Below are 24,616 nucleotides of genomic sequence, written 5' to 3' on the forward strand. Positions count from 1 at the left end.
GGTGTGCGCGTGGTGGCCGGGAACGGCGTGTCAGTCGCCATGAATACGTATGCCGCTCGATGCGCGCACGACCAGCCGCGGCGGCAGGATCGCGGTCTCGGTCGTCTCCCCGCGAATGCGCGCAAGCAGCGTATCGACCAGGAATTCGCCCGCACGGCGATAATCCTGCGCGACGGTGGTCAGCGGCGGATGCGCGAGCGTCGCGGCGGGCAAATCGTCGAAGCCGATGATCTTCACATCCTCCGGCACACGCAGGCCCGCCTCCGCCAGCGCGCGCATCGCGCCGATCGCGATCAGGTCGCTCGCAGCAAAGATCGCGTCGAACGCGCTGCCCCGCGCCATCAGCGCGACAGCGGCGTCATGCCCCGATGCCTCGGTGGTGATCGCATCGACCTGCAGCGCGGGATCGACCGCCAGGCCCGCGTCGCGCATCGCCTCGGCCAGCCCGCGATAGCGATCCTCGAATTCGGGATAATGGCTCGACGCCTCACCCAGGAACGCGATGCGGCGGCATCCTTGCGCAATCAGATGATCGCCCGCGTCGCGCCCGCCGCGAACATTGTCGCACCCGACCGTCGCATCTGCCGCCTGGTTCGGCCGGACCGATCCCCAGCGCACGAAATGCGTGTTCTGCGCCGCCAATTGGTCGAGCCGCGCGCGATATTCCTCATAGTCGCCGTATCCGAGCAGGATGATGCCGTCGGCCTTGCGGCTATCCTCATAATCGACGTGCCAGTCGTTGGAGAGATGCTGGAACGAGATCAGCAGATCGTAGCCGCGCGAGGCGCAGGTGCGCGTGATTGACCCCAGCATCGCCAGGAAGAACGGGTTGATCAGGGAGTCGTCGGGGGTCGGATCCTCGAAGAACAGCAAGGCGATCGTATTGGTGCTGCCGCGTCGCAAATTGGAGGCGTTCTTGTCGACCTTGTAATTCAGCTGCCGCGCGATCGCCTCGATCCGCAGCCGCGTCGCCGCGCTAACGGTCGGATCGCCGCGCAACGCCCGCGACACGGTCGGCTGCGAAACGCCCGCCAGTGCCGCAATATCGAAGGAGGTCGGTTTTTCGTTCAGCGCCATCTGCGCACGCGGTTCCTCAGCCTGATCGGCGCCGGGCTTCCGGTCGTCGCACCCGGTGTACGCCCTGCGCCCGCCTTAGGGAAGGCTGGGGGGCGCGCACGTTTGAATACGTATGCCGTTTCCTTTTCTTTGCAATTGTCCGGGCGCAATCACGCTGGCGAAACGCTCACCGCGCGGAAGACGCCGTGGAGCCGATGGGGAGAGAGACGATGATCGTATCCACGCGCCGTGAGGCGACGCAATTCCGCAACACCTTGTCCTTGGGCACCAGCATGAGCGCGCTCGGCGCGGCACTGCTGCTGTTCGGCGCCACCGCCGCGCAGGCGCAGACTTCGCCCGCCCCCGCTGCCGACGCCCCCGCGGCCGAGGACACCGGCAAGGACATCGTCGTCACCGGCTTCCGCGCCGCACTGCGTAGCGCGACCGCCAAGAAGAAGAATTCCGAGACGGTCGTGGAATCGGTCTCGGCCGAGGATATCGGCAAGCTGCCCGACAACGGCATCGGTGAATCGATCGCGCGCCTGCCCGGCATCTCGGCGCAGCGCAACGCGGGCCGCGCCAACATCATCTCGATCCGCGGCTTCGGTCCCGATTTCTCGAGCACCACGCTCAACGGGCGTCAGCAGACGACGACCAACGACAGCCGCGCGGTCGAATTCGACCAATATCCTTCCGAAATCCTGGCCGGTGTCGATGTCTACAAGACCGCCGAGGCCGATCATAATGCGGGTGGCCTGGTCGGCAGCGTCGATCTGCGCACGATCCGTCCGCTCGATGTGAGCAAGCGCATCCTCGCGGTTGGCGCGCGGGGCACCTATACCGGCGGCAAGATCGATCCGAACAGCAGCAACGTCGGCTATCGCGCCTACGGCACGTACGTCGACAAGTTCGCCGATGATCGCGTCGGTGTGGCGCTGTCGGTCGCCTATACCGACGAACCGTATCAGACCGATGATTTCAATGCCTGGGGCTATGGCGGCTATCCGGGCGGCGCCCAGGGCATGAACGGCATCAAGAGCTGGGTCGAAACCGACAAGCTCAAGCGTTTCGGTGCGAACGGCACGGTGCAGGGTCAGCTCGACGACAATCTGCGCGTGACGATCGATGGCTTCTATTCGCGCTTCGTCGACCGGATCGACCAGCGCGGCTTCGAAATGCCCTTCAACTGCGGCGGCGGCTGCGGGCGCGATTCGATCTCCAACGTGTCCTCGTCCAACGGGCTGGTGACGAGCGCGACGATCGCGGGCACACCGCTGATCGAAAACTATGCGAACGACCGCGTCGCCAACCAATATTCGTTCGGCGTCAATGGCGCGTGGGACAATCACAATGGCTGGAAGGCGGTCGCCGATTTCAGCTGGTCGCGCACCGATCGCACCGACACGTCGATCCAGACGACCGCCGGTCTCGGCCGCGCGTTGCCGTTCGCAACGGCTATCGTTTCGTACCAGACGACCCCGAAGGGCCCGCAATTCACCAGCAATTACAACGGCACCAACCCGGCGCTGGTGCTGACCGACGTCGAGGGCTGGAGCGGCTCGCCGGTTCAGGCTGGGTATCAGAACCTCCGCCGGACCAAGGACGATCTGGTCGAGGCGCGCGGCGAGATCGAGCGTGACATTGGCGGCTTCCTGAAGTCGATCAAGGCCGGTGTGAACTACACCACCCGCACCAAGACGCTGAGCGCGCAGGAAGGTTATCTCAGCCCACCGAACAATGCGCTGACGGCCGCGATCCCGTCGAACATCCTGCTGTCGCCGGTCACGCTCGGCCGCGGGCTCGGCACGATCATCGCTTATGACCCGCGCACTTTGGTGTCGAACGGCGTGCTCGTCTACAATTCCAACACCTTCGGTTCGACAAAGGGCTACGGCGTGGAGGAAGATGTCCTCACGCCGTATGTGATGGCGAAGCTCGACGGGCAGTTCGGGTCGAGCGTGCTGACCGGCAACATCGGCGTGCAGGCGCAGCACACCTCCGTAACGTCGACCGGCGTCGCTTTCCCGACGGTGAAGGACAAGTATTGGATGGTGCTGCCCAGCGCGAACCTGAATTTGCGCACCGCCAGCGATTTCGTGTTCCGTCTGGCCGCGTCGAAGCAGATGATGCGGGCGCGGTTGCCCGATCTCAACAACGTGATCACCTATGGGGTCGATACGACGCGTTCGCCGATCATCTATTCGGGTAGCGGCGGTAATCCGCGGCTGCGCCCGTACCAGGCGTGGGCGGTCGATTTCAACGTCGAGAAGTATTTCGGCAACAAGGGCTATGTCGCGCTGCAGTTGTTCTACAAGGACATCACTTCCTACATCGCGAACGGCTTCACCAACTTCGACTATACCGGCTTCCCGCCCGTCCCGTCGGCGAACCTGCCGACCTCGCCGGTCGGGTTGCTGTTCAGCCAGGTCAACACCAGCGGTGGCCACGTCTATGGTGCGGAAGTCGCCGGGACGCTGCCGTTCGACATCTTCACCCCCGCCCTTTCGGGCTTCGGCCTGACCGGCGGTGGCGGTTACACCGAGACGAAGGTCAAGGATTTCAACGGCGCGACGACGACGATCCCAGGCTATTCGAAGTGGGTGGCGAGCCTGACCGCCTTCTACGAAAAGAACGGCATCAACGTCCGCGGCAGCGCGCGCTATCGTTCGAAATATCTCGGCGATTTCGCGCTCTACAGCGGCGGTCTCGATCGCCAGCAAGTGCTGGGTGAGACGATCTATGACGCGCAGCTTGGCTATGACTTCCAGGATGGGTCCAAGCTGCACGGTCTGTCGCTCTATGTTCAGGGGCAGAACCTCAGCAACACGCGCTCGGCCACGCTCGGCACCACGGATCCGCTCTCCTACCTGAAGTATCAGACCTATGGACGGCGCTTCGTCGCCGGCTTTACCTACAAGTTCTGATAACCATCCGGGCCATGCCGATCCTGACGGTATGGCCTGGACGCCTGCCAAGGTCGGCCATGCACCATCCCGCCCCTCTCGAAATCGTCATTGCCGGGGGCGGAACGGCGGGGTGGATGGCCGCGGCGACCTTTGCCCGCTTCCTCGGCAATACGGCGAAGATCACGCTGGTCGAATCCGATGCGATCGGCACGATCGGCGTTGGCGAAGCGACCATTCCGCAAATCCATAACCTGCTGATCGGGCTCGGCATCGACCAGCGCGACTTCCTGCGGCGTACCAATGCCAGCTTCAAACTCGGCATCGAATTCGTAAACTGGCTGCGACCGGGCGAAAGCTACATCCATAGCTTCGGGCAAGTCGGGCGCGGTGTCGGGCTCATCCCGTTCCGTCAATTGTGGCTGCGCGGGCGTGCGCTCGGCGTGGCGGGCGATTATGGCGACTATAGCGCCAACGTCGCGGCGGCGCGGCGCGGCAGCTTCGCGATCGGGGATGGCGGCGGCAATCTGCCGGATCTGGCCTATGCCTATCATCTCGACGCGACCTTGTTCGCACAGATGCTGCGTGCGTATGCCGAGGAGCGCGGCGTCCGCCGAGTCGAGGGCACGATCGAGGGCGTAAAGCGCGATCAGGACAACGGCGACATCATCGCGCTGCGGCTGGACGGCGGTCGGAGCGTAACCGGCACCTTCTTCATCGACTGCACCGGCTTTCGCAGTCTGTTGCTGGGCGCGGCACTCGACGTGCCGTTCGAGGATTGGACGCGCTGGCTGCCATGCGACACCGCGCTTGCCGTGCCGTGCGAGAATAGCGGCCCGCCGCGTCCCTATACGCAATCGATCGCGCATCAGGCCGGGTGGCAATGGCGCATCCCGCTGCAGCATCGCACCGGCAACGGGCATGTGTTCTGTTCCGCCTTCACGTCGGTCGACCAGGCGAGTGCGACCTTGCTCGGCAATCTGGAAGGCAAGCCGCTCGCCGATCCGCGCCCGATCCGCTTTACCACGGGGCGGCGGCAGACCCCCTGGGCGCATAATTGCGTCGCGCTTGGGCTGGCGGCGGGTTTCATGGAGCCGCTCGAATCGACCAGCATCCACCTCGTCCAATCGGGGATCGGGCGTTTGCTCAACCTGTTGTCGGGTGACCTCACCGACATGACCGCGTCGCGCGACACCTTCAACCGCCTGTCCGACATCGAATGGCGGCGCATCCGCGATTTCCTGGTGCTGCATTATGTGGCGAACGACCGCGTGGGCGAACCGTTCTGGGATCATTGCCGCAGCATGGCACTGCCCGACACGTTGCAGGAAAAGCTGGCGGTGTTCCGCGAGACGGGGGCGTTCATGCGCGAGGAAGACGAGCTGTTCCTCGACGATAGCTGGGCACAGGTGATGCTTGGCCAGGGCGTCGCGCCACGCGCCCATTCGCCGCTCGCCGATAATGTCGATGCGCGGGAACTGGGACCGTTCCTCGACACGGTGGCGAAGGCCTGCCGACTGAAGGCCGAGGCGTTGCCGCCGCACGCCGCCTTCATTGCGCATATGATCGGCGAACAAAGGATGCAATCGGCATGATGACCGCACTCCTGGCGCTGGCAGCGGCTGCGATCGCCGCGCCGGTCTCCGCGACCGAAGCACCGCCCGCGTCCGTTGCGGTCCCCACCGCCGCCGCCGCGCCTGCACCCTCGTTTCGCGACCGCCTGCCGCAGGACGAGGTGATCTATTTCGTCCTGCCCGACCGCTTCGACAATGGCGATCCGTCGAACGATCGCGGGGGCCTGAAAGGTGACCGGCTCGTCACGGGCTTTGATCCGACCGCCAAGGGCTTTTATCATGGCGGCGACCTGAAGGGGCTGATCCGTCGGCTCGACTATATCCAGCATCTCGGCGCGACCGCCATCTGGGTCGCGCCGATCTTCAAGAACAAGCCGGTGCAGGGGCCGAAGGGTCAGGAATTGGCGGGCTATCACGGCTATTGGATCACCGATTTCACGCAGGTCGACCCGCATTTCGGCACCAATGCTGATTTCAAGGCCTTGGTCGACGCTGCGCACGCACGCGGCATGAAGGTCTATATGGACATCGTCGTCAACCATACGGCGGACGTGATCCAGTATCGCGATTGTCCGGGCGACTGTGCCTATCGCAGCATCGCCGACTATCCCTTTTCGCGCCGTGGTGGCGTTGGCGGCACGCCGATCAATCCCGGCTTTCAGGGGGACGGTGTGCAGACGCCGGAGAATTTCGCGCGCCTGACCGACATGAACTTTGCCTATCAGCCGTTCGTCCCCAAGGGCGAGGAGCACGTAAAGGTCCCCGACTGGCTGAACGACATTCGCTATTACCACAATCGCGGCAATTCGAACTGGAAGGGCGAAAGCGTCGTGTACGGCGACTTTGTCGGGCTGGACGATATCGCCACGGAAAATCCGCGCGTCGTACAGGGGTTCATCCAAGTTTTCGGCACATGGATCGATAATTTCGGTGTCGATGGCTTTCGCATCGACACCGCAAAACATGTGAATTCCGAATTCTGGCAGACCTTTGTGCCGGCGATGAAGGCGCGGGCAAAGGCGCGCGGCATCCCGAATTTCCACATGTTCGCCGAAGTGATGGTCGATGGCACCGACACGGCAACGCTGGCGCGGTATAACCATACCGACCGCTACGACACGCTGGACTTCGCCTTCACCTGGGCGGTGGTCGAGGCGCTGGGCGGGGAGCGCGGGCCGGAAGCGCTCGGTCGGCTGTTTGCCAACGACGTGCTGTATCAGGGTGGCGCCGATGCCGCGCAGCAGATGCCGACCTTCCTAGGCAACCATGACATCGCGCGGTTCGCGACGAATCTGCGCAAGCGGATGCCGAGCATTTCGAACGAGGAACTGCTGGCGCGGGTCAAGCTTGGCCATGCCATGCTGCTGACGATGCGCGGCGTGCCGACCATCTATGCCGGCGACGAACAGGGTTTCGTCGGCGATGGCGGCGATCAGGACGCGCGCGAGGATCAATTCGGCAGCAAGGTTGCTAGCTATAACGACAATGTTCTGATCGGCACGACCGCGACGACGGCGCAGGCGAGCTTCGATGAGACGCGCCCGATCTATCGCGAAGTTGCGGAGCTGGCCCAGCTTCGCAAGGCGACCCCGGCGCTGACCCGCGGGCGCACCGTGGTGCGCGCGGCAGGCGACAAGCCCGGCCTGTTCGCCGTTTCGCGCTTCGATCCCGAGACCGGGCGCGAGGTCGTGCTTGCGTTCAACACGTCCACCGCTCCGGTCAGCGCGCAGGTGGTGGTCGAAACCCGATCGACCGATTTCATCGCCCGCCACGGCGTTTGTGCCGCAAAGGCGAGCGCGCCGGGTAGCCTGTCCGTGACCATTCCTCCCCTCGACTATGTGATCTGTACCGCGCAATGACCGCCCAACTGCTGCAAACCCCCGACGCTATGCCCGAAGCGCAGCCCGATCGCCCGTGGTGGCGCGGCGCGGCGATCTATCAGATCTATCCGCGCAGCTTTGCCGATTCGAATGGCGACGGCATCGGCGATCTTGCCGGGATCACCGCGCATCTGGATCATGTCGCCGACCTCGGCGTCGATGGCATCTGGCTGTCGCCCTTCTTCGCCTCGCCGATGAAGGATTTCGGCTATGACGTGTCGGATTATCGCGCGGTCGACCCGATCTTCGGCACGCTCGCCGATTTCGATGCGCTGGTCGCGCGCGCCCACGCGCTCGGTCTCAAGGTGATCATCGACCAGGTCTATTCGCACACGTCCGACGCGCACGCCTGGTTCAGCGAAAGCCGCGCCGACCGCAGCAACCCGAAGCACGATTGGTATGTCTGGGCCGATGCGAAGGACGACGGATCGCCGCCCAACAATTGGCAGTCGGTGTTTGGCGGCCCGGCCTGGACCTGGGATGCGCGGCGCGGCCAATATTATCTGCACAATTTCCTGAGCGCGCAGCCGCAGCTCAATCTCCACAGCCCTGCGGTGCAGGATGCGGTGCTCGACGTCGCGCGCTTCTGGCTGGATCGCGGGGTCGATGGCTTTCGCATCGATGCGATCAATTTCGCGATGTGCGATCCCGACTTGCGCGACAATCCCCCTGCCCCCGCTACCAATGGCGTGCGCACGCGCTCGTTCGATTTCCAGCGCCACGTCCATAACCAGTCGCACCCCGATATCCCGATCTTCCTCGAACGGCTGCGCGCGCTGATCGATCGCTATGACGGCTGCTTCACCGTCGCCGAAGTGGGCGGGGCCGAGGCCGAGGTGGAGATGAAAAGCTTCACGCAAGGCGATCGGCGGCTGAACAGCGCGTACGGCTTCAACTTCCTCTACGCGCCCGCGCTCACCCCGGCGCTGGTGCGCGATGCGGTCGAGCAATGGCCCGATACGCCCGGCATGGGCTGGCCGAGCTGGGCGTTCGAGAATCACGATGCGCCGCGCGCGGTGTCGCGCTGGGCGAACCCTGAGCATCGCGCGGCGTTCGGGCGCGTGAAGATGCTGCTGCTGGTCGCGCTGCGCGGCAATATCTTCCTGTATCAGGGGGAAGAGCTCGGCCTGACGCAAGTCGATATCCCGTTCGATCGGTTGCAGGACCCCGAGGCGATCGCCAATTGGCCGTTGACGCTCAGCCGCGACGGCGCACGCACGCCAATGCCGTGGGTCGCGAAGGCCCCGCAGCTGGGCTTCTCCAGCGCAGAGCCGTGGCTGCCGATCGGCACGGATCACGCGAGCCTCGCGGTCGACGTGCAGGATGCCGCCGCCGAGTCGATGCTGAGACTGACGCGCGATCTGCTGGCGCTGCGGCGGGCGCATCCGGCGCTGCAGAGCGGCGACATTCACGTCCTCGCCGCTGCGGATTCCCTGCTGGTTTTCAAACGCAGCACGTCCGAGCAGACGCTGCTGTGCGTGTTCAATCTCGGCGCCGAACCCCTCGACTGGCGACCCGCCGATCCGACCGCATGGCGCATCATCGCAAGCGTGAACGCAGTCGAAGACTGGCATTTCGGCGGCCACGCCGCGCTGATCGCCGAAAGGATTTCATCATGAAGACGACCCACCTGCTCGCGCTCCTCGCCGCGACCAGCGCCAGTGCTGCGGCCGCGCAGGACAAGGCGGTTACCCCCGCGCCGGTCGTCACCAACGAGACGATCAAGCCGCAACCCGCCGCCGCGATCCCCAGCGTCACCGCCACCTCGCCCGATGGCAGAATCGTCGTCACCGTGGCGACCGATGGCGAAGGCCATGCGAGCTATGCCATCACGCGCAAGGGCGAGACAATCGTCGCGCCGTCGCGGCTTGGCTTCCTGTTCACCGATGCGCCCAAGCTCGACCGGCATTTGCAGATCGCCAAGGTCACGCGCGCCGCGTCCGACACGAATTGGACCCAGCCGTGGGGCGAATGGACCACGATCCGCGACAATCACACCGAATTGCGCGTGCATCTGCAGGAAACCAGCGCACCCGGCCGCACGCTGGACGTGGTGTTCCGCATCCAGAATGACGGCGTCGGCTTTCGTTACGAATTCCCCGAGCAACCGGGCGGCAAGCCGGTCAACATCGCCGAGGAACTGACGCAATTCGCCTTCGCCTCGGACGCCACCGCATGGTGGAAACCGGCGTTCGAATGGAATCGCGAGGAATATCTCTACAACCGCACGCCGCTTCGCGCGGTCGGCACGGCCGCCACGCCGATCACGTTGAAATTGGAGAGCGGCACGCATGTCGCTTTGCACGAGGCGGCGCTGATCGACTATTCGGGCATGGCGGTCGCCAAGGTAGGCGACAGCAATACGCTGAAGGCGGTGCTGACGCCGGGTGCGGGCGCGCCCAAGGTCACGCGCACCGGTCCCTTCACCACGCCATGGCGCACGTTGATCATCGCCGACGATGCGCCGGGGCTGTACATGAGCCACCTCGAGCTCAACCTCAACGAACCCAACAAGCTTGGTGACGTCGCTTGGATCAAACCCGGCAAATTCGTCGGCGTGTGGTGGAACATGATCACCGGCAAATGGAGCTGGGCGACCGGCCCGAAGCACGGCGCGACCACCGCCAATGTGAAGACCTATATCGACTTCGCCTCCGCTAATCGCATTCCGGGCGTGCTGGTCGAGGGGTGGAACGTCGGATGGGACGGCGACTGGTTCGGCAATGGCAATGCGATGCAATTCGACACGCCGACCCCTGATTTCGATGCGGCCGAGTTGATGCGCTATGCCAAGGCGAAGGGCGTGTATCTGATCGGCCATAACGAAACCGGCGGATCGGCGAGCCATTATGACAGCCAGCTCGACCGCGCGTTCGGCTATGCGCGCGACCACGGCATCCCGGTCGTCAAGACGGGCTATGTCACCGATGCCGGCGAGATCGAGCGCGTCGATGCCGATGGCAGCCAGCACCGCGAATGGCATGAGGGGCAGTGGATGGTGAACCATTACCTGCGCGTCGTGACCACCGCCGCCAAATATCATGTGTCGATCGACAGCCACGAACCGGTCAAAGACACCGGCCTGCGCCGCACCTATCCCAATTGGGTCGCGCGCGAGGGTTCGCGCGGGATGGAATATAATAGCTGGCCGGGCAAGAACCCGCCCGAGCATGAGGCCAATCTGGTGTTCACCCGGATGCTGGAGGGGCCGATGGATTTCACCCCCGGCGTGCTAAGCCTCAAGGGCTCCGACGATAGCGACCTGCTGTCGACCGAGGCCAAGCAATTGGCGCTTTATGTCGTTCTCTATTCGCCGGTCGTGATGGCAGCGGATACGCCCGAGCAATATGCCAGGCACATGCCCGCCTTCCAGTTCATCCGCGACGTGCCGACCGACTGGGCGGATACGCGCGTGTTGAACGGCGAGGTCGGCGATTATGCGACGATCGCGCGCAAGGATCGCAAGTCGGACGATTGGTACCTGGGCAGCGTAACCGATGAGAATGCGCGGACGCTGTCGGTTTCCCTCGATTTCCTCGATGCCGGGCGGCGTTACACCGCGCAAATCTATCGCGATGGCCCGGATGCGGATTACCGTACCGACAAGCGCCATGCGATGGTCATCGAGACCAAGCCGGTAAAGCGCGGCGATGCGCTGAGCCTGCCGCTCGCGCCCGGCGGCGGCATGGCGGTGCGCTTCCTGGCGGCGAAGAAATGATCCGCGCGCTGGTCGCCTGCATCGTCGCGCTGCTGTGCGCGATCGCCCCTGCGGGGGCGCAGGATACCGGCCGCTTCGTCACGATCGATGCGGTGCCCTCCACCAACATCGCCCCGCCGCGGGTCACGATCTGGCTGCCGCCGGGCTATGATGCGGGCAAGCGACGCTATGGCGTCGTGTACATGCACGACGGACAAAATCTGTTCGATCGTAAACGTTCGGGCTTCGACAAGGTGTGGGCGGCGGACAAGTCGGTGCTGCGGCTGGTGGCGGCGGGCAAGATCGCGCCGGTCATCATCGTCGGCGTGGATGAACCGGGCGCGGCGCGATACCGCCAATACTTCCCGCAGGCACTGTATACCGCCGCCTCGCTCGCGCTGCGCGCCGATATCGACAAGAGCGCGAAGGGGCCGCTGACCGGCGATGCCTATCTGCGGTTCCTGACCGACGAATTGAAGCCGATGATCGACCGCACCTATCGCACGCGGCGCGACGCGGCGCATACCGCGGTGGTCGGGTCGAGCATGGGCGGGCTGATGTCGTGCTACGCCTTTATCGAACGGCCCAAGGTATTCGGGCGCGCCGGGTGCGTCTCGACGCACTGGCCGCTGACCTTTGGGCTGATGCTGATGCCGAATGACGAGCGGCCGGGGCTGTGGAAGAGCTATCTCACGCAGAAACTCGGCAAGCCCGCCGGTCGGCGGCTGTGGATGGATCATGGCGACAAGACGCTCGACGCCGCTTACCCGCCATATCAGGCCTTCATCGATCAGGATGTCGCGGCATTGGGGTGGCAGAAGGGCCGGGATTTCGAAAGCCGTGCCTATCCAGGCGCCGCGCATGAGGAAAATGCCTGGGCGGCGCGGCTTGACGAGATTTTCGGCTGGCTGTTGAAGTGACAAAGCCGCCCGCGGGCTTGCGCATCGTCATTCTCGGCGGTGGGACGGCGGGGTGGATGGCAGCCAATTTGTTCGCGCATGCCTGGCCCGCAGCGGACATCACCGTGATCGAAAGCCCGGAGATCGGGATCATCGGCGTCGGCGAAGGATCCACGCCGCAATTGAAGGCCTTCTTCGACCGGCTCGGCATTGCCGAGGCCGAATGGATGCCCGCCTGCAACGCGACCTATAAGAACGGCATCGCGTTTCATGGCTGGTCCGACCGGCCCGGCTTTGAATCCTATTTCCACCCCTTCCCCGGCCCGCTCGACCTGCACACCGCGCCCGCCTTCTTCGATGCGACGCGGCGGCGGCGGCACGGGCAGGATGTCTGGGCGCATCCCGATCGGTTCTTCCTCCCCGCCTATCTGGCCGCCGCGCGTCACGCTCCGATCGCGCCGGAGTCGTTTCCGCTTGGCCCGGCCTATGGCTACCATTTCGACGCGCATCTGGTCGGCGCGTTTCTGCGCGACCATGCCGTCAAACGCGGCGTGACGCACTTGGAACGGCGGATCGTTGCGGTGGCGGTCGATGCGGGCGCGGTCACGCATCTCGTCGCCGAGGGGGGCGAACGGATCTCGGGCGACCTGTTCGTTGATTCGAGCGGGTTTCGCTCGGTCATCCATCAGGATGCGCTCGGCGTGCCGTTCGTGTCGTTCGCAGAGAATCTGTTCAACAACAGCGCGGTGGTGATGCCCACCCCCGCCGACCCGACCGGCACGGCATCGGCCACGCGCGCGACCGCCCTCTCAGCGGGTTGGGCGTGGGATATTCCGCTGACCAGCCGCACCGGAAATGGTTACGTCTATGCCTCCTCCTATCTGTCGAAGGACGCCGCCGAGGCGGAGCTGCGCGCGCATCTCGGCGTCGGCGATGCGGGGAGCGTTCGGCACCTGTCGATGAAGGTCGGGCGGGTCGCGGAAAGCTGGTCGGGCAACAGCCTAGCGGTGGGGTTGTCGCAAGGGTTTATCGAGCCGCTGGAGGCAACCGCGCTGCATATCGTGCAGGCGACGGTCGAGGGGTTCCTCAACGCCTATCAGGCGGGCGGCTTCACGCCCGCCAATCGCGATGCGTTCAATGCCCGCATCGCCGCGCGCTACGACGGGATCCGCGATTACATCGTCTGCCATTATCGGATGAATCGGCGCAGCGACACCGCCTATTGGCGCGACAATGCCGCCAACGACCGGCTGTCGGAGTCGCTGAAGGGCCTGATCACCTGCTGGTTCACCGGCGGCGATCTGGCGGAGGAGGTCGCGCGGCAGGGGATCGCGGGTTTTTACGCCGCGACGTCATGGCATTGCCTGTTCGCAGGCTATGGTCAGTTTCCCGAGGGCGCGCCGCATCCCGCCGGGTCGGGCGCGGCGGACATGGCGGCGGTCGACGATTTCCTGCGCCGCGTCGCACTCAACTTTCCGGATCACAGAAGCGCACTCGACGCCTTGGGTTAGCCGCGCGCGCGTGCGATACAGCGCGCATGACGAACGCGCGGCTCACGGTCTGGCATGACGGCGATTGCCCGCTGTGTCGGCGCGAGATCGCGCTGATGCGGCGGCTCGACCGTGCGGGGGCGATCGACTTCATCGATGTCGCCGACCAGCATGCGACCTGCCCGATCGACCGGCGCGACCTGCTCGCCCGCTTCCACGCGCGCGAGAATGGCGTGCTGCTGTCGGGCGCGGCGGCGTTCGCCGCGATGTGGCGCGCGATCCCGCTGCTGCGCCCGCTCGGGCTTGCGGCGCGCCTTCCGTTCGTGCTGGCGGGGCTGGAGCGGCTCTATCTGCTGTTCCTGCGCGTTCGGCCGGGGATGCAGCGTCTGGCACGCAAATGGGAGCGCGCATGAACTGGCCCGCCCCGATCCGGTTCTGCCGGGGCAGGAAAGCGTTTGGGACTTCCCGCGGCCCGCCATCTGCGAAGCGACCAGCGCGCATATCGTGATCGAGCATCGCGGGATCATCCTCGCCGACACGCGCCGCGCGATCCGCACGTTGGAGACGAGTCACCCGCCCAGCTATTACATCCCGCCCGCCGACATCCGCGCCGGCACCCTGCGGCGCGGGGCGGGGTCGTCCTTCTGCGAATGGAAGGGGCAGGCGGTCTATTGGGATGCGCTCCTGGACGGCGAGACGCTCTCGTCGGTGGGGTGGAGCTATCCCAACCCATCGCGCAGCTTCGCGGCCTTGCGCGATCATGTCGCCTTCTACGCCCAAGCGTTCGATCGGTGCAGCGTCGATGGCGAGACCGTCGTGCCGCAGCCGGGCGGCTTTTATGGAGGGTGGATCACCAGCAAGTTTGCCGGGCCGTTCAAGGGCGTGCCGGGCAGCCGCTTGTGGTAGCGCGCTAAAGGTAACGATCGAGCAGAGCGCGTAGATCGACGCGCGCCTTCAGCCGTGCGGCGAGCCAATAGCTGCCACCCAGCTTGCGCTGCACGAACAGCGTCTCCGCAGGCGGCACGCGCCACATCGTCCGGTCCGAGGCGAGCGCAATCCCGCGCCCGCGCATCGATTTGATCCAGCTCGCATCGCCGAAATCGAACGTGCCTTCCTGCAACAACATGCCAACGCTCATGTCGAACAGCGCCAGCACCTCGTCACGGTGCGCTGCGGTCGTACCGGCATCGAACAGCCCGAACGCCTCCAGCGCGCCAAGCGCCGCCGCCCGGTCATTATCCCGCACCGCGCGCAGCATCTGGCGGTAGAGGTCGGCGATGTCGGGCGAAATCTCACGCGTCGCGCCGAAATCGAGCAGCACGATCTTCCCCGTCTCCGCATCGTAGCGATAATTGGCGAGGTTCGGATCGGTCTGCATCAGGCCGAATTCGAACAGCTCCCGCAGGACCAGGTCGAGCATCCGCCCTGCGATCGCATCCCGCTCCGCCTGCGGGCAATCGGTCAGCGATTCGATCGGCACGCCCGCCGCATAGGTCATCGTCAGGATCGTCGGGGTCGACAGTTCGGGCAGGAAATCGGGCACATGGAAGTGGGGATCGCCCGCGAGCACTTCGCCGAAGCGCGCGAGGCACGCCCCTTCGCGCCCATAATCCGCCTCCTCGCGCAATTGCGCCTTGGCGATGGTGAGTAGCGGCGCGAGATCGAGCTGCTTCGGCACCAGCCCGGACAAGCGCAGCAAGGTCGCGACATTGTCGACATCGCTGTCGATGCTCTTGGCGATGCCGGGATATTGAACCTTGATCGCCAGCGGCCGCCCGTCGCGGGTGCGACCGCGGTGGACCTGACCGATCGAGGCCGCGGCGATCGGGCGCGCGTCGAAGGCGGAAAGCTTGCTCTTCCAATCGGGGCCCCACTCCGCCGCCAGCACCGCGCCCAGCTGCCGATCAGGCATCGGTTCGGCATCGGCGCGCAGCCGGGCGAGGATTTCGCTCAATTCCGGCGGCAGCAGTTCGCCCGAATCGAGCGAGACGAGCTGCCCGAGCTTCATCGCCGCCCCGCGTAGCTTCGCCAGACGGTCGGTCACGCGCACGATATTGCCGGGGGTCAGCAACAGGTCGCCCATCGCCGGACGCTTTCCGCTGGCGAGCTGCCGCGCGCCCTCGCCGATCATCCCGCCTGCAACGCCTGCCGCCAGCCCGCCGAAGCGCGATAGCCGGGACAGGCGACCGGTCGGGACGGCGCTTCCACTGCGGGGGATAGGGGGTTTCACGGAGCCTTTGGCCTCAACGCGCAAGACCGGATCATACCGGCATGCCGCGCCGCTATAGCACCGCCGCTATTCCACGCTACAAACAAGCAAACAGATTGAGAGGGTGCCCATCATGAATCGTTTCCTCAGCCATACCGGCGCGCGCTATCCGATCATCCAGGCACCGATGGGCTGGATCGCGCGCTCGGCGCTCGCCTCCGCGGTGTGCGAGGCGGGGGGCTTGGGGATTATCGAGACGTCCTCGGGCGAAACCGCGATCTGCCAGGCGGAAATCCTGAAAATGGCGACGCTGACCGATGCGCCGTTCGGGGTGAACCTGCCGATCCGCTTCCTGAAGGATGAGGCGATGCTCGAGTTCATCTGCACGTCGGGCGTCAAGTTCGTGACGACCTCGGCGGGCAGCCCGGCGAAGTTCGTCGGACCGCTCAAGGCGGCGGGGATTGTGGTGTATCACGCCGTCCCGACGGTCGACGCCGCGCTGAAGAGCGTTGCGGCGGGCGTCGACGGCCTGATCGTCGAAGGCGGCGAGGGCGGGGGCTTCAAGAATCCCGAGGAAGTGTCGACGCTGGTCCTGCTCCAGGCGATCCGCCGCGTCACCGACGTGCCGATGGTCGCGGCGGGCGGGATTTGCGATGGCAAGGGCATGGCCGCCGCCTTCGCTTTGGGGGCCGAAGCGGTGCAGATGGGCACGCGCTTCGTGGCGTCAGCAGAAAGCCCGGTGCATCACGGCTTCAAGCAAGCGATCCTGGATGCCAAGGAAACCGGCACCTTCATGCTCAATACCAAATCTACGCCGTGCATCCGCGCGCTGAAAACCGCGCGCACCACCGCGATTCACGAAGCCGGGCTGATGCCCGCCGACACGTTCGCGCGGATTCAGGAATTGTATTTTAAGGGCGACATGGAGGCTTCGGTCGGCTTGGCGGGCGAAAGCGCCGGGCTGATCGACGAAGTCCGCAGCGCGCGCGACATCATCCACGACATGGTCGGCGAATTTCACGGCATCTGCGCGCGAATGGGGGCGATGGCGACGGCCGCCGATTTCGGCTAGCCGCCGCCGCTCGTGCATCAGCCCTTGTGCGGGCAGATCAGATATTTCGACCCCGTCGCGCGCTTGGCATAAGCCGCGAAAATCTCCGGCTGCAGCGCTTCGGTCAGCGAGATTTCGTGCGTGTAATGGCTGGCGAAGGTCGTCGTCAGCTCGGCGACGACGCGGTCCTTCAGCGCCTGCACCGCCTCCGGTCCGATCTTGACCAGGAACGGCGTCAGCAGAAACCCGCCAAGCGCCCAGCTGAAGCCGAAATTGCGGTTGAGCGTCGTCGGCGCGAGATCGAGCCCACCATAGATATAGACTTGCTTGAACGTGTCGGAGCCATAGCGGCTGTAGCTCGTCATGCGCTTGACCGCGGCCGCCTCCATGCAGCTCAGCAATTGCCCGGCGAGCTTGCCCCCGCCGATCGCGTCGAAGGCGATCGTCGCGCCGGTCTCGACCATCATCGCGGTCAGCGTGTCGAGGAAGTCGGGTGCGCTCGAATCGGCGACATGCACCGCGCCGATGCCGCGCAACAGCTCGGCCTGCGCCGGGCTGCGCACGACATTGACAAGCGGAATGCCGTCCTTCGCGCAAATCTTGACCAGCATCTGCCCGAGATTGGATGCGGCGGCCGTGTGGACCAGCGCATTATGCCCTTCGCGGCGCATCACCTCGGTCATCGACAGCGCGGTGAGCGGGTTAACGAAGCACGACGCACCATCGGCGGGCGCGGTGCCATCGGGCAGGACCATACACTCGGCGACGCGCAGCGTGCGGTACTGCGCATACATCGCTCCGCCCAGCATCGCGACGGTCTTGCCGAGCAACGCCTGCGCCGCCGGGGAAGCGCCCGCCGCGATCACCACGCCCGACCCTTCATTGCCGACCGGCATCGCCTCGCCGATCCGCCCCGCCATCGCGCGCATTCCCGGCGCCGGCACGTCGGCGGTGACGAGCGGATGCCCGTCGCGCGTCGAAACCTTCGCGGTGGACAGGTCGCCCGCGCCGAACAGCAGACCAAGATCGGACGGGTTGATCGGGGTCGCCAGCACTTTGACCACGACCTGATCCTCGCGCGGCTCCGCGACCGGCTGATCGACCAGCGACACTTCGAGCTTACCCTCCGCAGTGACGCGCGACAGCAATTGCAGGCCGTGTTGCGGGATCGAGTCGGTCATGATTGGCTCTCCTGTGAAAGGCGTGGTTTGCCCGACTATGGCATAGCGGGGCGCATAAATCCCAGGTGACGGACGCGTGGACGTGGCGACATCGGGCCGATTTGTACAATCGCGATTCGGTGTTATCCTGCCGTCAGGAGAGCGATCGATGGAACGGGTACACCCGCATATCGAGACGTGCAGCTTCGGGCTGCATTGCGCCATGAGCGCTTCCGCAATTGCGGTGGTGTTGGCGCTCGTCTTGCTGCTGACTTAGTCGCAGCACCATCCAGGGCGGTCGGCGCCACCTGCTGACACAGCAGTTATGCGCGGAACGGGCATCGCTCATCGCCGCTTGGCGTGTGATCAATCCTGCGCGGGCTGCAGTGCTGACGATCCAGAAAAAAATGGTGCGGCCGAGAAGACTCGAACTTCCACGGGCTTTCGCCCACAACGACCTCAACGTTGCGCGTCTACCAGTTCCGCCACGGCCGCACGTAACATCACCGGGCACGCCCGGCAGCTGGTAGGCGAGCGCCCCTAGCAAAGGCTTGGGCGGTGCGCAACGCCAATCGTACCCTATCGGCAACGATGTGTTCCGGGTAGCACGCGCGGCATGTCCGCAACGCACCGCTCGCCCTGGTCCGCCGAGACCCGCCGCTTGCTCGCGTTGGCGTGGCCAGTGATGCTGACCAGCCTCAACTGGACGATCCTGAGCGTCACCGACATCGTCGTGGTCGGCCTCACCGGCACCGATCAGGTCGCGGCCCTGGGCGCGAGTCGCGCGCTGACCTTCGTCACGATCGTCGCGGGGCTGGCGTGGCTGTCGGGGACGCTGGTCTTCACCGCGCGCGCCGATGGGGCGGGGGATTTGCCCAGGACCGGCGCGACGCTGCGCGAGGGGTTGCTGCTCGCCCTGCTGCTCGGGTTGATCGGCGCGCTTGGGTTCGGGCTTTTCGCCGAGACCTTGCTGAGCGGAATCGGGGTGGCGCCGGTCCTGGTCGTGCCCGCCGCGCGCGTCGTTCGGGTGATGGCGCTGTCCTATCCGTTTCAGCTCACCATGATCGCAGCCAGCTATTTCCTGGAGGGGATCGCCCGACCCAGGCGGGTGATGACGGTAAACCTCGCGACTTTGCCGCTCAACGCACTGCTCGCCTGGGCCTGGTCGGGCGGGAATCTCGGCTTTCCGGCCTGGGGCGCGGTCGGCGCGGCGAGTGCTACGGCTTCGGCGTCGGCGATCGGCGCGGTGCTGATGTTTACCGCCGCCTGGACCACGCCGCGGGCGCGGGCACGCGGGGTCTGTGACGTCTCGCCTGCGGCGTGGCGCGCGGCGTGGCCCGGCGCGGTGCGCCTGGCGCGGTTCGGGTTTATCCCTGCGGTCGCCTCGGCGCTCGAGCTGGCCGGCTTTTCGATCCTGATCGCGCTGTCGACCGATTTCGGCCCGGTGACGGCGCACGCCTTCCAGATCGTCTTTTCGGTCCACAACGTCACCTTTGGCGTTGCGCTGGGACTCGGTTCGGCGGCGGGGGTGCGGGTCGGCAATGCGGTGGGCGAAGGCAATCCCGCCCTCGCACTGCCGCGGACGTTGATTGCGGCCGGGCTGGCGGCGCTGTTCACCGCGCTGTTGGCGGTGGTGATCGTCGTTGCGCGCTGGCCGATCGTGGCGGCGTTTCCGGCGGCGGGGGGCGTGCACGCCGTTGCGCTGGCGATGCTGCCGGTATGGGCACCGTTCATCCTGTTCGACGGGGTGCAGGTCGTGTTCGTCTATGCGCTGCGCTCGCTCGGCGATCAGATCGTTGCCGGGGTCAACGGTATTGTCGCGTTCTTCGTGGTGACCGGCGGGGCGGGCTGGCTGTTCGTGCACAGCGGGGTCGGGCCGATTGGCCTGGTCTACGCCTCCGGCGTCGGCATGGTTGCGGCGACCGTGCTCCACGGCGCGCGCTTCGCCCAGGTCAGCTTGCGGCTTCGCTCGAAAAGCTGAGCACCAGCTCCTGCGCGTTGACCGGCACGTCGATCTTCGCGCTGTTGAACTGGATCTGCGCCTTGGGGGCGAGCGTCGTCGCCTCAGGCCGGATCATCCAGCTGAACACGATCCGTTTCTGCGCATCGCGCAGATCGGCGCGGATGTCCGGGATCGGCTGGCGCGTGTCGGTTGGGTTCAGCACGATGCCGCTGACCGCGAAAATCTCGTTGCCGTTGAAGGTGTGGCGGTCGACCGGCTTGGTCACGAGCTTGAGCGGTGTGGGCGCGACCGGGCTGAACAGGTCGCGCGCAAAGCCCGGCGCATCCCAATAAGCGAGCCCGCCGACGGCAGCGAGCATCGCCGCGCCGGCCGCAAATGCCGCCACCGTCCAGCGCCGCGCCGGGTTGCGGCGCGGGCGGAAGGGCGGTTCGTGTGCGAAGGCGTCGTAATCGGGATAGGAGCCGGGCGGGGCAATGTCGGCGACCGGCCCGCTCTGAAACGATGGCGGGGGCGGTGGTGCGGCCTCGGCGGGGGCTGGCGCGGGAGCGGGCGGCGGCGGCGCCGGGGGGAGCGTGGCGCTCTCGGCTTGCGCCACCAGATCGAGCACCGGCACGCCCGCCTGAAACCAGCTATGTTTGCAACTGGCGCAGCGCACCGTCCGTCCGTCCGGCCCGATCGAGGCATCGGGGACGAGATAGCGCGTGTGGCACTCGGTGCATTCGAGGATCATCGGTGCGTCTTGGCTCCGTTCGCGAGCGCTGGCAACATGGTGAATCTACGCGCTGTCTCAATCGATAGGCAAGTGTTTCACACACCTGCGCGCTTGTCGCAGCCGCTCGGATCGTGCGATGCAGGGGCGGGGCATCAGACACTAAAGCGAGCATTGCGCGCCGCATGGCGAATATCGTCCAGTTCGAAAATGTCGGGCTTCGCTACGGCAACGGCCAGGAAACGCTGTCCGACGTCAGCTTCACGCTGTCGACGGGCGCGTTTTATTTTCTGACTGGCACGAGTGGTGCGGGCAAGACCTCGCTGCTCAAGCTGCTGTACCTGTCGCAGCGCCCGACGCGCGGCAGCATCCGGCTGTTCGGCGAAGATGCGGTGACGCTCCCGCGCTCGCGCTTGCCCGGCTTCCGACGGCGGATCGGCGTGGTGTTTCAGGATTTCCGGCTGGTCTCGCATCTGTCGGCCTTCGACAACATTGCGCTTCCGCTACGGGTCTCGGGCGTGCCCGAAAGCGACGTTGATGCGCCGGTGCGCGAAATGCTCGCCTGGGTCGGGCTGTCCGACCGGATTGACGCCAAGCCACCGACGTTGTCGGGCGGGGAGCAGCAGCGTGTGGCGATTGCGCGCGCGGTGATCGGCCGTCCGGAAATCCTGGTCGCGGACGAACCGACCGGCAACGTCGATCCGGACATGGCGGAGCGGTTGCTGCATTTGTTCGATTCGCTCAACCGCCTCGGCACGACGGTGGTGGTGGCGACGCACGACTTCCATTTGCTCGGGCGCATTCCGAATGCGCACATGATGCGGCTCGACAAGGGGCGGCTGCTCGATCCGACCGGGTCGCTGCGCTTTCCCCCACCCCATGCGCAATCGGGACATCAAGAATGAGCGTGGCGATGATCGCCTCGGCGGCCGACCGGCGCTTGCTCGATGAAAGCCGCGGCACGCGCGCTATGACGTGGATCATGGCGATCATGCTTTTCCTGACCGCGTTGGCCGCGTCGCTGGGACTGGCGACGCTCGGTGCCGCGGCGCTGCTCGACCGGCAATTGGCGGGGCGGCTGACGGTGCAGATCGTCGAGCCGAACGCAGCGCAGCGCAGCGAGCAGGCGGCGCGGGCGCTGGCGGCCTTGCGCGCGAACCCCGTCGTCCGGCGGGCGACGGCGGTCGATCAGGCAAAGCTCGCCAGCTTGCTGCGCCCCTGGCTCGGAGCGGACGGGGCGGACCCCGATCTGCCGATCCCGGCGATGATCGACGTCGATCTGCGCGACACCGGCGCGGCGGCGGTCGCGCGGGTTGGGGACACCGTGCGCGCGGTAGCACCTGCGGCGCGGATCGACCGGCATGAAAGCTGGATGTCGCCGGTACGCGATTTCATGGGGATGGTGACGTGGCTTGCCGCCGCGCTCGTGCTGTTGATGGCTGCAGCAACGGCGGCCGTGGTCATTCTCGCCGCGCGCGCGGGACTTGAGACGCACCGCGATACGATCGAGGTGCTGCATATGCTGGGGTCGACCGACGTGCAGGTCGCACGGCTGTTCCAGCGGCGCATCGCGATCGACACGCTGCTCGGTGGCGTGATCGGCACGGTGCTGGCGATCGGCGTGATCGCGCTGGTCGGGATGCAGATCGCGGCCCTGGGGTCGGATCTGCTCGCCGGGTTGAGTCTCGGGACGCGCGACTGGATCGTGCTCGCTGCGCTGCCGGTCGGTTTCGCGTTGCTCGCGACCTTCGCCGCGCGCCAGGCGGTGCTCACTACGCTTGGTCGCTATTTGTGATCATCCGCTTCCTTGTGGCGGTGGCGCTCTTTTATCTGGCGGGGTTCGGAATCTATCTGATGACGATGCCCGCGCCGGTCGATGGGCCGAAGACCGATGCGATCGTGGTGCTCACCGGCGGTGCCGGGCGGATCGACCGGGGATTGCGCTTGCTGGAAGCGCATAAGGCCAAGCGGATGCTGATCAGCGGCGTCGCGCCCGAGGTCCGGCCGGGTGAACTGGCGCACGAATATAAGGTCAGCGCCGACCTGTTCCGCTGCTGCATCGATTTGGGGCATGAGGCGGTGGATACCCGTTCCAACGCGGACGAGACGGCCGACTGGCTACGCACGCATGACTATAAGACGGTGCGGCTGGTCACCTCCGACTGGCATCTGGCGCGCGCGAAGCTCGAACTGGTCAGCGCGCTCGACGGCGATGCGACGGTGATAGGCGACGGCGTGACGAGCAGCCCGCGCTGGGCCGCATTGCTGCGGGAATATAACAAGTTGATCGTGCGCAAGGTCGCCTTGCTGATCGGGCGCGCGACATGATTGCAGTACGTAACTGGCTGTTTACACTGCTATTCTATGTCGGATCTGTGCCGATCGTGCTGACTACGCCGATCTCGGCGCTGATCGGATGGCGCGCGCTGGTCGCGCACACCCATTTCTGGACGCGCTGGCACGGCTGGACCACGCGCCACATCCTCCGCATCGATCAGCGGATCGAAGGCGCGCGCTTCGGCGACCTGCAATTTGGCGGGGCGCCGGTGCTGTACGCGGCCAAGCACCAGTCGATGTACGAAACGCTCGAACTCGGGCGGATGCTGCGCAATCCGGCGATCGTAATGAAGCAGGAACTGGCCGAGATCCCGGTGTGGGGCTGGGCGGCGAAACGCTATGGCGTCATCGTCGTCGATCGCGAGGCTTCGGCCGGGGCGCTGCGCCGGATGCTGCGCGATGCGCGCGCCGCCCTTGCCGCCAATCGCTCGATCCTGATCTTTCCCGAAGGCACGCGCGTCGCCCCGGGCGAACAACCGCCGCTGCGCGCCGGGTTTGCCGGCCTGTACCAGATGCTGAAGATTCCGGTCGTCCCGGTCGCGATCGATAGCGGGATGGTGTGGCCGAAGCATGGGCCCAAGGTGCCCGGCACGGTGACCTTCCGCTTCGGCGAGCCGATCCCGCCTGGCCTGACGCGTGAGGAAGCCGAACGGCGCGTCCACGCCGCGATCAACGCGCTGGACGTGCCACGGCCCTAATCGTGCGTTCGGCCGAAATCGGGGGCGGGATCGTCCTGTCCCTGTTCAATGATGCCGCGGCGGATCGCGCGGGTCTTCGTAAACAGCTCGAACAATTCGTCGCCCTTGCCCCAGCGGATCGCGCGTTGCAGCGCCGAGAGGTCCTCCGAAAAGCGTTGCAGCATCTCCAGCACGGCTTCGCGATTGGCGAGGAAGACGTCGCGCCACATCGTCGGGTCGGATGCGGCGATGCGGGTAAAATCGCGGAACCCGCCGGCCGAATATTTGATCACCTCGGACTGCGTCACCTCTTCCATGTCGGAGGCGGTGCCGACGATCGTATAGGCGATCAAATGCGGCAAATGGCTGGTGATGGCCAGCACGCGGTCGTGATGATCGGGCGCCATCGTCTCGACATCGGCGCCCAGCCTGCGCCAGAATTCGGCAACGCGCTCGACCGCCAGCGGGTCGGCTCCCTCGGGCGGCGTCAGGATGCACCAGCGCTTGTTGAACAGCGTGGCGAAGCCAGCCTCGGGACCGGATCGTTCGGTCCCGGCAACGGGGTGAGCGGGTACGATGATCGCGCCGGGCAGCGCTTCGGAGAGGGCGCGGACGACCTCGGCCTTGCAACTCCCGACGTCGCTGACCACCGCTTCTGCGGGTAGATCGGCGGCGAAATCGACTGCCGCCGCGCCCATCGCGCCGACCGGCACGCACAGGATGACGAGGTCGGCGTCGATCACCGCCGCCCCGCTGCTGTCGGCGACATCGTCGAACAGGTGCAGCGCATCTGCGGTCGCGCGCACCTGCGGGTCGGCGTCATAACCGGTCAGCCGCACCGTCGGCATCCGCGCCCGCACCGCGCGCGCGATCGACGATCCGATCAGGCCGATGCCGATGATGGTGACGCGGGCGAAAGGCAACATGGCGCGCCGTGTGGCGGATGCTCCCGCCGATGGCAAGCGGGCGCGCCTTTGTCCGGGGTTCGATCGATGCCGAATCGCATCCGTC

Annotated in this window: 20 protein-coding genes and 1 tRNA gene; 15 read left to right on the forward strand and 6 right to left on the reverse strand. The window is 65.8% G+C overall.

The window, feature by feature from the left end:
• Positions 1 to 30 precede the first annotated feature (30 nt).
• Positions 31 to 1,077 (reverse strand): LacI family DNA-binding transcriptional regulator, encoded by a 1,047-nt coding sequence (locus tag AB5I39_RS07760; protein WP_404373314.1) that lies wholly within the window; start codon positions 1,075 to 1,077, stop codon positions 31 to 33.
• Positions 1,078 to 1,286: 209 nt separating this feature from the next.
• Between AB5I39_RS07760 and AB5I39_RS07765 the strand changes: the two genes are divergently transcribed.
• The 9 genes from AB5I39_RS07765 to AB5I39_RS07805 are packed head-to-tail and all read left to right on the forward strand — an operon-like array spanning position 1,287 to position 14,405.
• The gene (locus tag AB5I39_RS07765; RefSeq protein ID WP_404373317.1) at positions 1,287 to 3,980 is read left to right on the forward strand and encodes a TonB-dependent receptor; all 2,694 of its coding nucleotides are present in this window, start codon (positions 1,287 to 1,289) and stop codon (positions 3,978 to 3,980) included.
• A gap of 59 nt (positions 3,981 to 4,039) precedes the next feature.
• Positions 4,040 to 5,554 carry a tryptophan halogenase family protein gene (locus tag AB5I39_RS07770; RefSeq protein ID WP_404373320.1) on the forward strand — a complete coding sequence of 505 codons (1,515 nt, stop codon included), beginning with the start codon at positions 4,040 to 4,042 and terminating at the stop codon, positions 5,552 to 5,554.
• Entirely contained in the window at positions 5,554 to 7,392 is a 1,839-nt protein-coding gene (locus AB5I39_RS07775; RefSeq protein WP_404374064.1) for an alpha-amylase family glycosyl hydrolase, read from the forward strand. Before AB5I39_RS07770 ends, AB5I39_RS07775 begins: the two co-directional genes overlap by 1 nt.
• Positions 7,389 to 9,032, forward strand: a complete 1,644-nt coding sequence (locus tag AB5I39_RS07780; RefSeq protein WP_404373323.1) for an alpha-amylase family glycosyl hydrolase — start codon at positions 7,389 to 7,391, stop codon at positions 9,030 to 9,032. The genes AB5I39_RS07775 and AB5I39_RS07780 overlap by 4 nt, the downstream gene beginning before the upstream one ends.
• Positions 9,029 to 11,131 carry a glycoside hydrolase family 97 protein gene (locus tag AB5I39_RS07785; RefSeq protein ID WP_404373325.1) on the forward strand — a complete coding sequence of 701 codons (2,103 nt, stop codon included), beginning with the start codon at positions 9,029 to 9,031 and terminating at the stop codon, positions 11,129 to 11,131. Before AB5I39_RS07780 ends, AB5I39_RS07785 begins: the two co-directional genes overlap by 4 nt.
• Positions 11,128 to 12,030 (forward strand): alpha/beta hydrolase, encoded by a 903-nt coding sequence (locus tag AB5I39_RS07790; RefSeq protein ID WP_404373328.1) that lies wholly within the window; start codon positions 11,128 to 11,130, stop codon positions 12,028 to 12,030. The genes AB5I39_RS07785 and AB5I39_RS07790 overlap by 4 nt, the downstream gene beginning before the upstream one ends.
• Positions 12,027 to 13,520 (forward strand): tryptophan halogenase family protein, encoded by a 1,494-nt coding sequence (locus tag AB5I39_RS07795; RefSeq protein ID WP_404373331.1) that lies wholly within the window; start codon positions 12,027 to 12,029, stop codon positions 13,518 to 13,520. The genes AB5I39_RS07790 and AB5I39_RS07795 overlap by 4 nt, the downstream gene beginning before the upstream one ends.
• Positions 13,521 to 13,546: 26 nt before the next feature.
• Positions 13,547 to 13,912 (forward strand): thiol-disulfide oxidoreductase DCC family protein, encoded by a 366-nt coding sequence (locus tag AB5I39_RS07800; protein ID WP_404373333.1) that lies wholly within the window; start codon positions 13,547 to 13,549, stop codon positions 13,910 to 13,912.
• 1 nt (position 13,913) lies between these two features.
• Complete coding sequence (locus AB5I39_RS07805) at positions 13,914 to 14,405, forward strand: DUF427 domain-containing protein (RefSeq protein WP_404374066.1); 492 nt, start codon at positions 13,914 to 13,916, stop codon at positions 14,403 to 14,405.
• A gap of 4 nt (positions 14,406 to 14,409) precedes the next feature.
• On the opposite strand, the gene AB5I39_RS07810 is transcribed toward AB5I39_RS07805, so the two are convergent.
• On the reverse strand, positions 14,410 to 15,729 hold the full coding sequence (locus tag AB5I39_RS07810; protein ID WP_404373336.1) for an ABC1 kinase family protein: 1,320 nt from the start codon (positions 15,727 to 15,729) through the stop codon (positions 14,410 to 14,412).
• Between the two features lie 112 nt (positions 15,730 to 15,841).
• Between AB5I39_RS07810 and AB5I39_RS07815 the strand changes: the two genes are divergently transcribed.
• On the forward strand, positions 15,842 to 16,780 hold the full coding sequence (locus AB5I39_RS07815) for an NAD(P)H-dependent flavin oxidoreductase (RefSeq protein ID WP_404373339.1): 939 nt from the start codon (positions 15,842 to 15,844) through the stop codon (positions 16,778 to 16,780).
• Between the two features lie 17 nt (positions 16,781 to 16,797).
• Here AB5I39_RS07815 and AB5I39_RS07820 read toward each other — a convergent pair whose 3' ends face one another.
• Both AB5I39_RS07820 and AB5I39_RS07825 read right to left on the reverse strand, forming a co-directional pair.
• The gene (locus AB5I39_RS07820) at positions 16,798 to 17,940 is read right to left on the reverse strand and encodes a zinc-binding dehydrogenase (protein ID WP_404373342.1); all 1,143 of its coding nucleotides are present in this window, start codon (positions 17,938 to 17,940) and stop codon (positions 16,798 to 16,800) included.
• Positions 17,941 to 18,327: 387 nt separating this feature from the next.
• Positions 18,328 to 18,414 (reverse strand) — tRNA-Leu (locus AB5I39_RS07825).
• A gap of 121 nt (positions 18,415 to 18,535) precedes the next feature.
• On the opposite strand from AB5I39_RS07825, the gene AB5I39_RS07830 reads away from it, so the two are divergent.
• A complete protein-coding gene (locus AB5I39_RS07830; protein ID WP_404373345.1) occupies positions 18,536 to 19,900 on the forward strand; it encodes an MATE family efflux transporter in 1,365 nt (454 codons plus the stop codon).
• On the opposite strand, the gene AB5I39_RS07835 is transcribed toward AB5I39_RS07830, so the two are convergent.
• Positions 19,872 to 20,612: an MJ0042-type zinc finger domain-containing protein gene (locus AB5I39_RS07835; protein WP_404373348.1), complete on the reverse strand. Its 741-nt coding sequence runs from the start codon at positions 20,610 to 20,612 to the stop codon at positions 19,872 to 19,874. The two genes, AB5I39_RS07830 and AB5I39_RS07835, sit on opposite strands and share 29 nt — an antisense overlap.
• 164 nt (positions 20,613 to 20,776) lie before the next feature.
• Here AB5I39_RS07835 and ftsE point away from each other — a divergent pair, with 164 nt between their 5' ends.
• From ftsE to AB5I39_RS07855, 4 genes are read left to right on the forward strand one after another with little or no spacing between them, the layout of a single operon-like run.
• Complete coding sequence (gene ftsE / locus AB5I39_RS07840) at positions 20,777 to 21,496, forward strand: cell division ATP-binding protein FtsE (protein ID WP_404373352.1); 720 nt, start codon at positions 20,777 to 20,779, stop codon at positions 21,494 to 21,496.
• On the forward strand, positions 21,493 to 22,386 hold the full coding sequence (locus tag AB5I39_RS07845; RefSeq protein WP_404373355.1) for a cell division protein FtsX: 894 nt from the start codon (positions 21,493 to 21,495) through the stop codon (positions 22,384 to 22,386). The genes ftsE and AB5I39_RS07845 overlap by 4 nt, the downstream gene beginning before the upstream one ends.
• The gene (locus AB5I39_RS07850) at positions 22,383 to 22,919 is read left to right on the forward strand and encodes a YdcF family protein (RefSeq protein ID WP_404373358.1); all 537 of its coding nucleotides are present in this window, start codon (positions 22,383 to 22,385) and stop codon (positions 22,917 to 22,919) included. The genes AB5I39_RS07845 and AB5I39_RS07850 overlap by 4 nt, the downstream gene beginning before the upstream one ends.
• Positions 22,916 to 23,626, forward strand: a complete 711-nt coding sequence (locus AB5I39_RS07855; protein ID WP_404373361.1) for a lysophospholipid acyltransferase family protein — start codon at positions 22,916 to 22,918, stop codon at positions 23,624 to 23,626. Before AB5I39_RS07850 ends, AB5I39_RS07855 begins: the two co-directional genes overlap by 4 nt.
• Here the strand turns inward: AB5I39_RS07855 and AB5I39_RS07860 are convergent.
• A complete protein-coding gene (locus tag AB5I39_RS07860; RefSeq protein ID WP_404373364.1) occupies positions 23,623 to 24,531 on the reverse strand; it encodes a prephenate/arogenate dehydrogenase family protein in 909 nt (302 codons plus the stop codon). The two genes, AB5I39_RS07855 and AB5I39_RS07860, sit on opposite strands and share 4 nt — an antisense overlap.
• Positions 24,532 to 24,616: the final 85 nt, after the last annotated feature.

The sequence above is a fragment of the Sphingomonas sp. MMS24-J45 genome, assembly GCF_044881195.1.
Lineage (GTDB): Bacteria > Pseudomonadota > Alphaproteobacteria > Sphingomonadales > Sphingomonadaceae > Sphingomonas.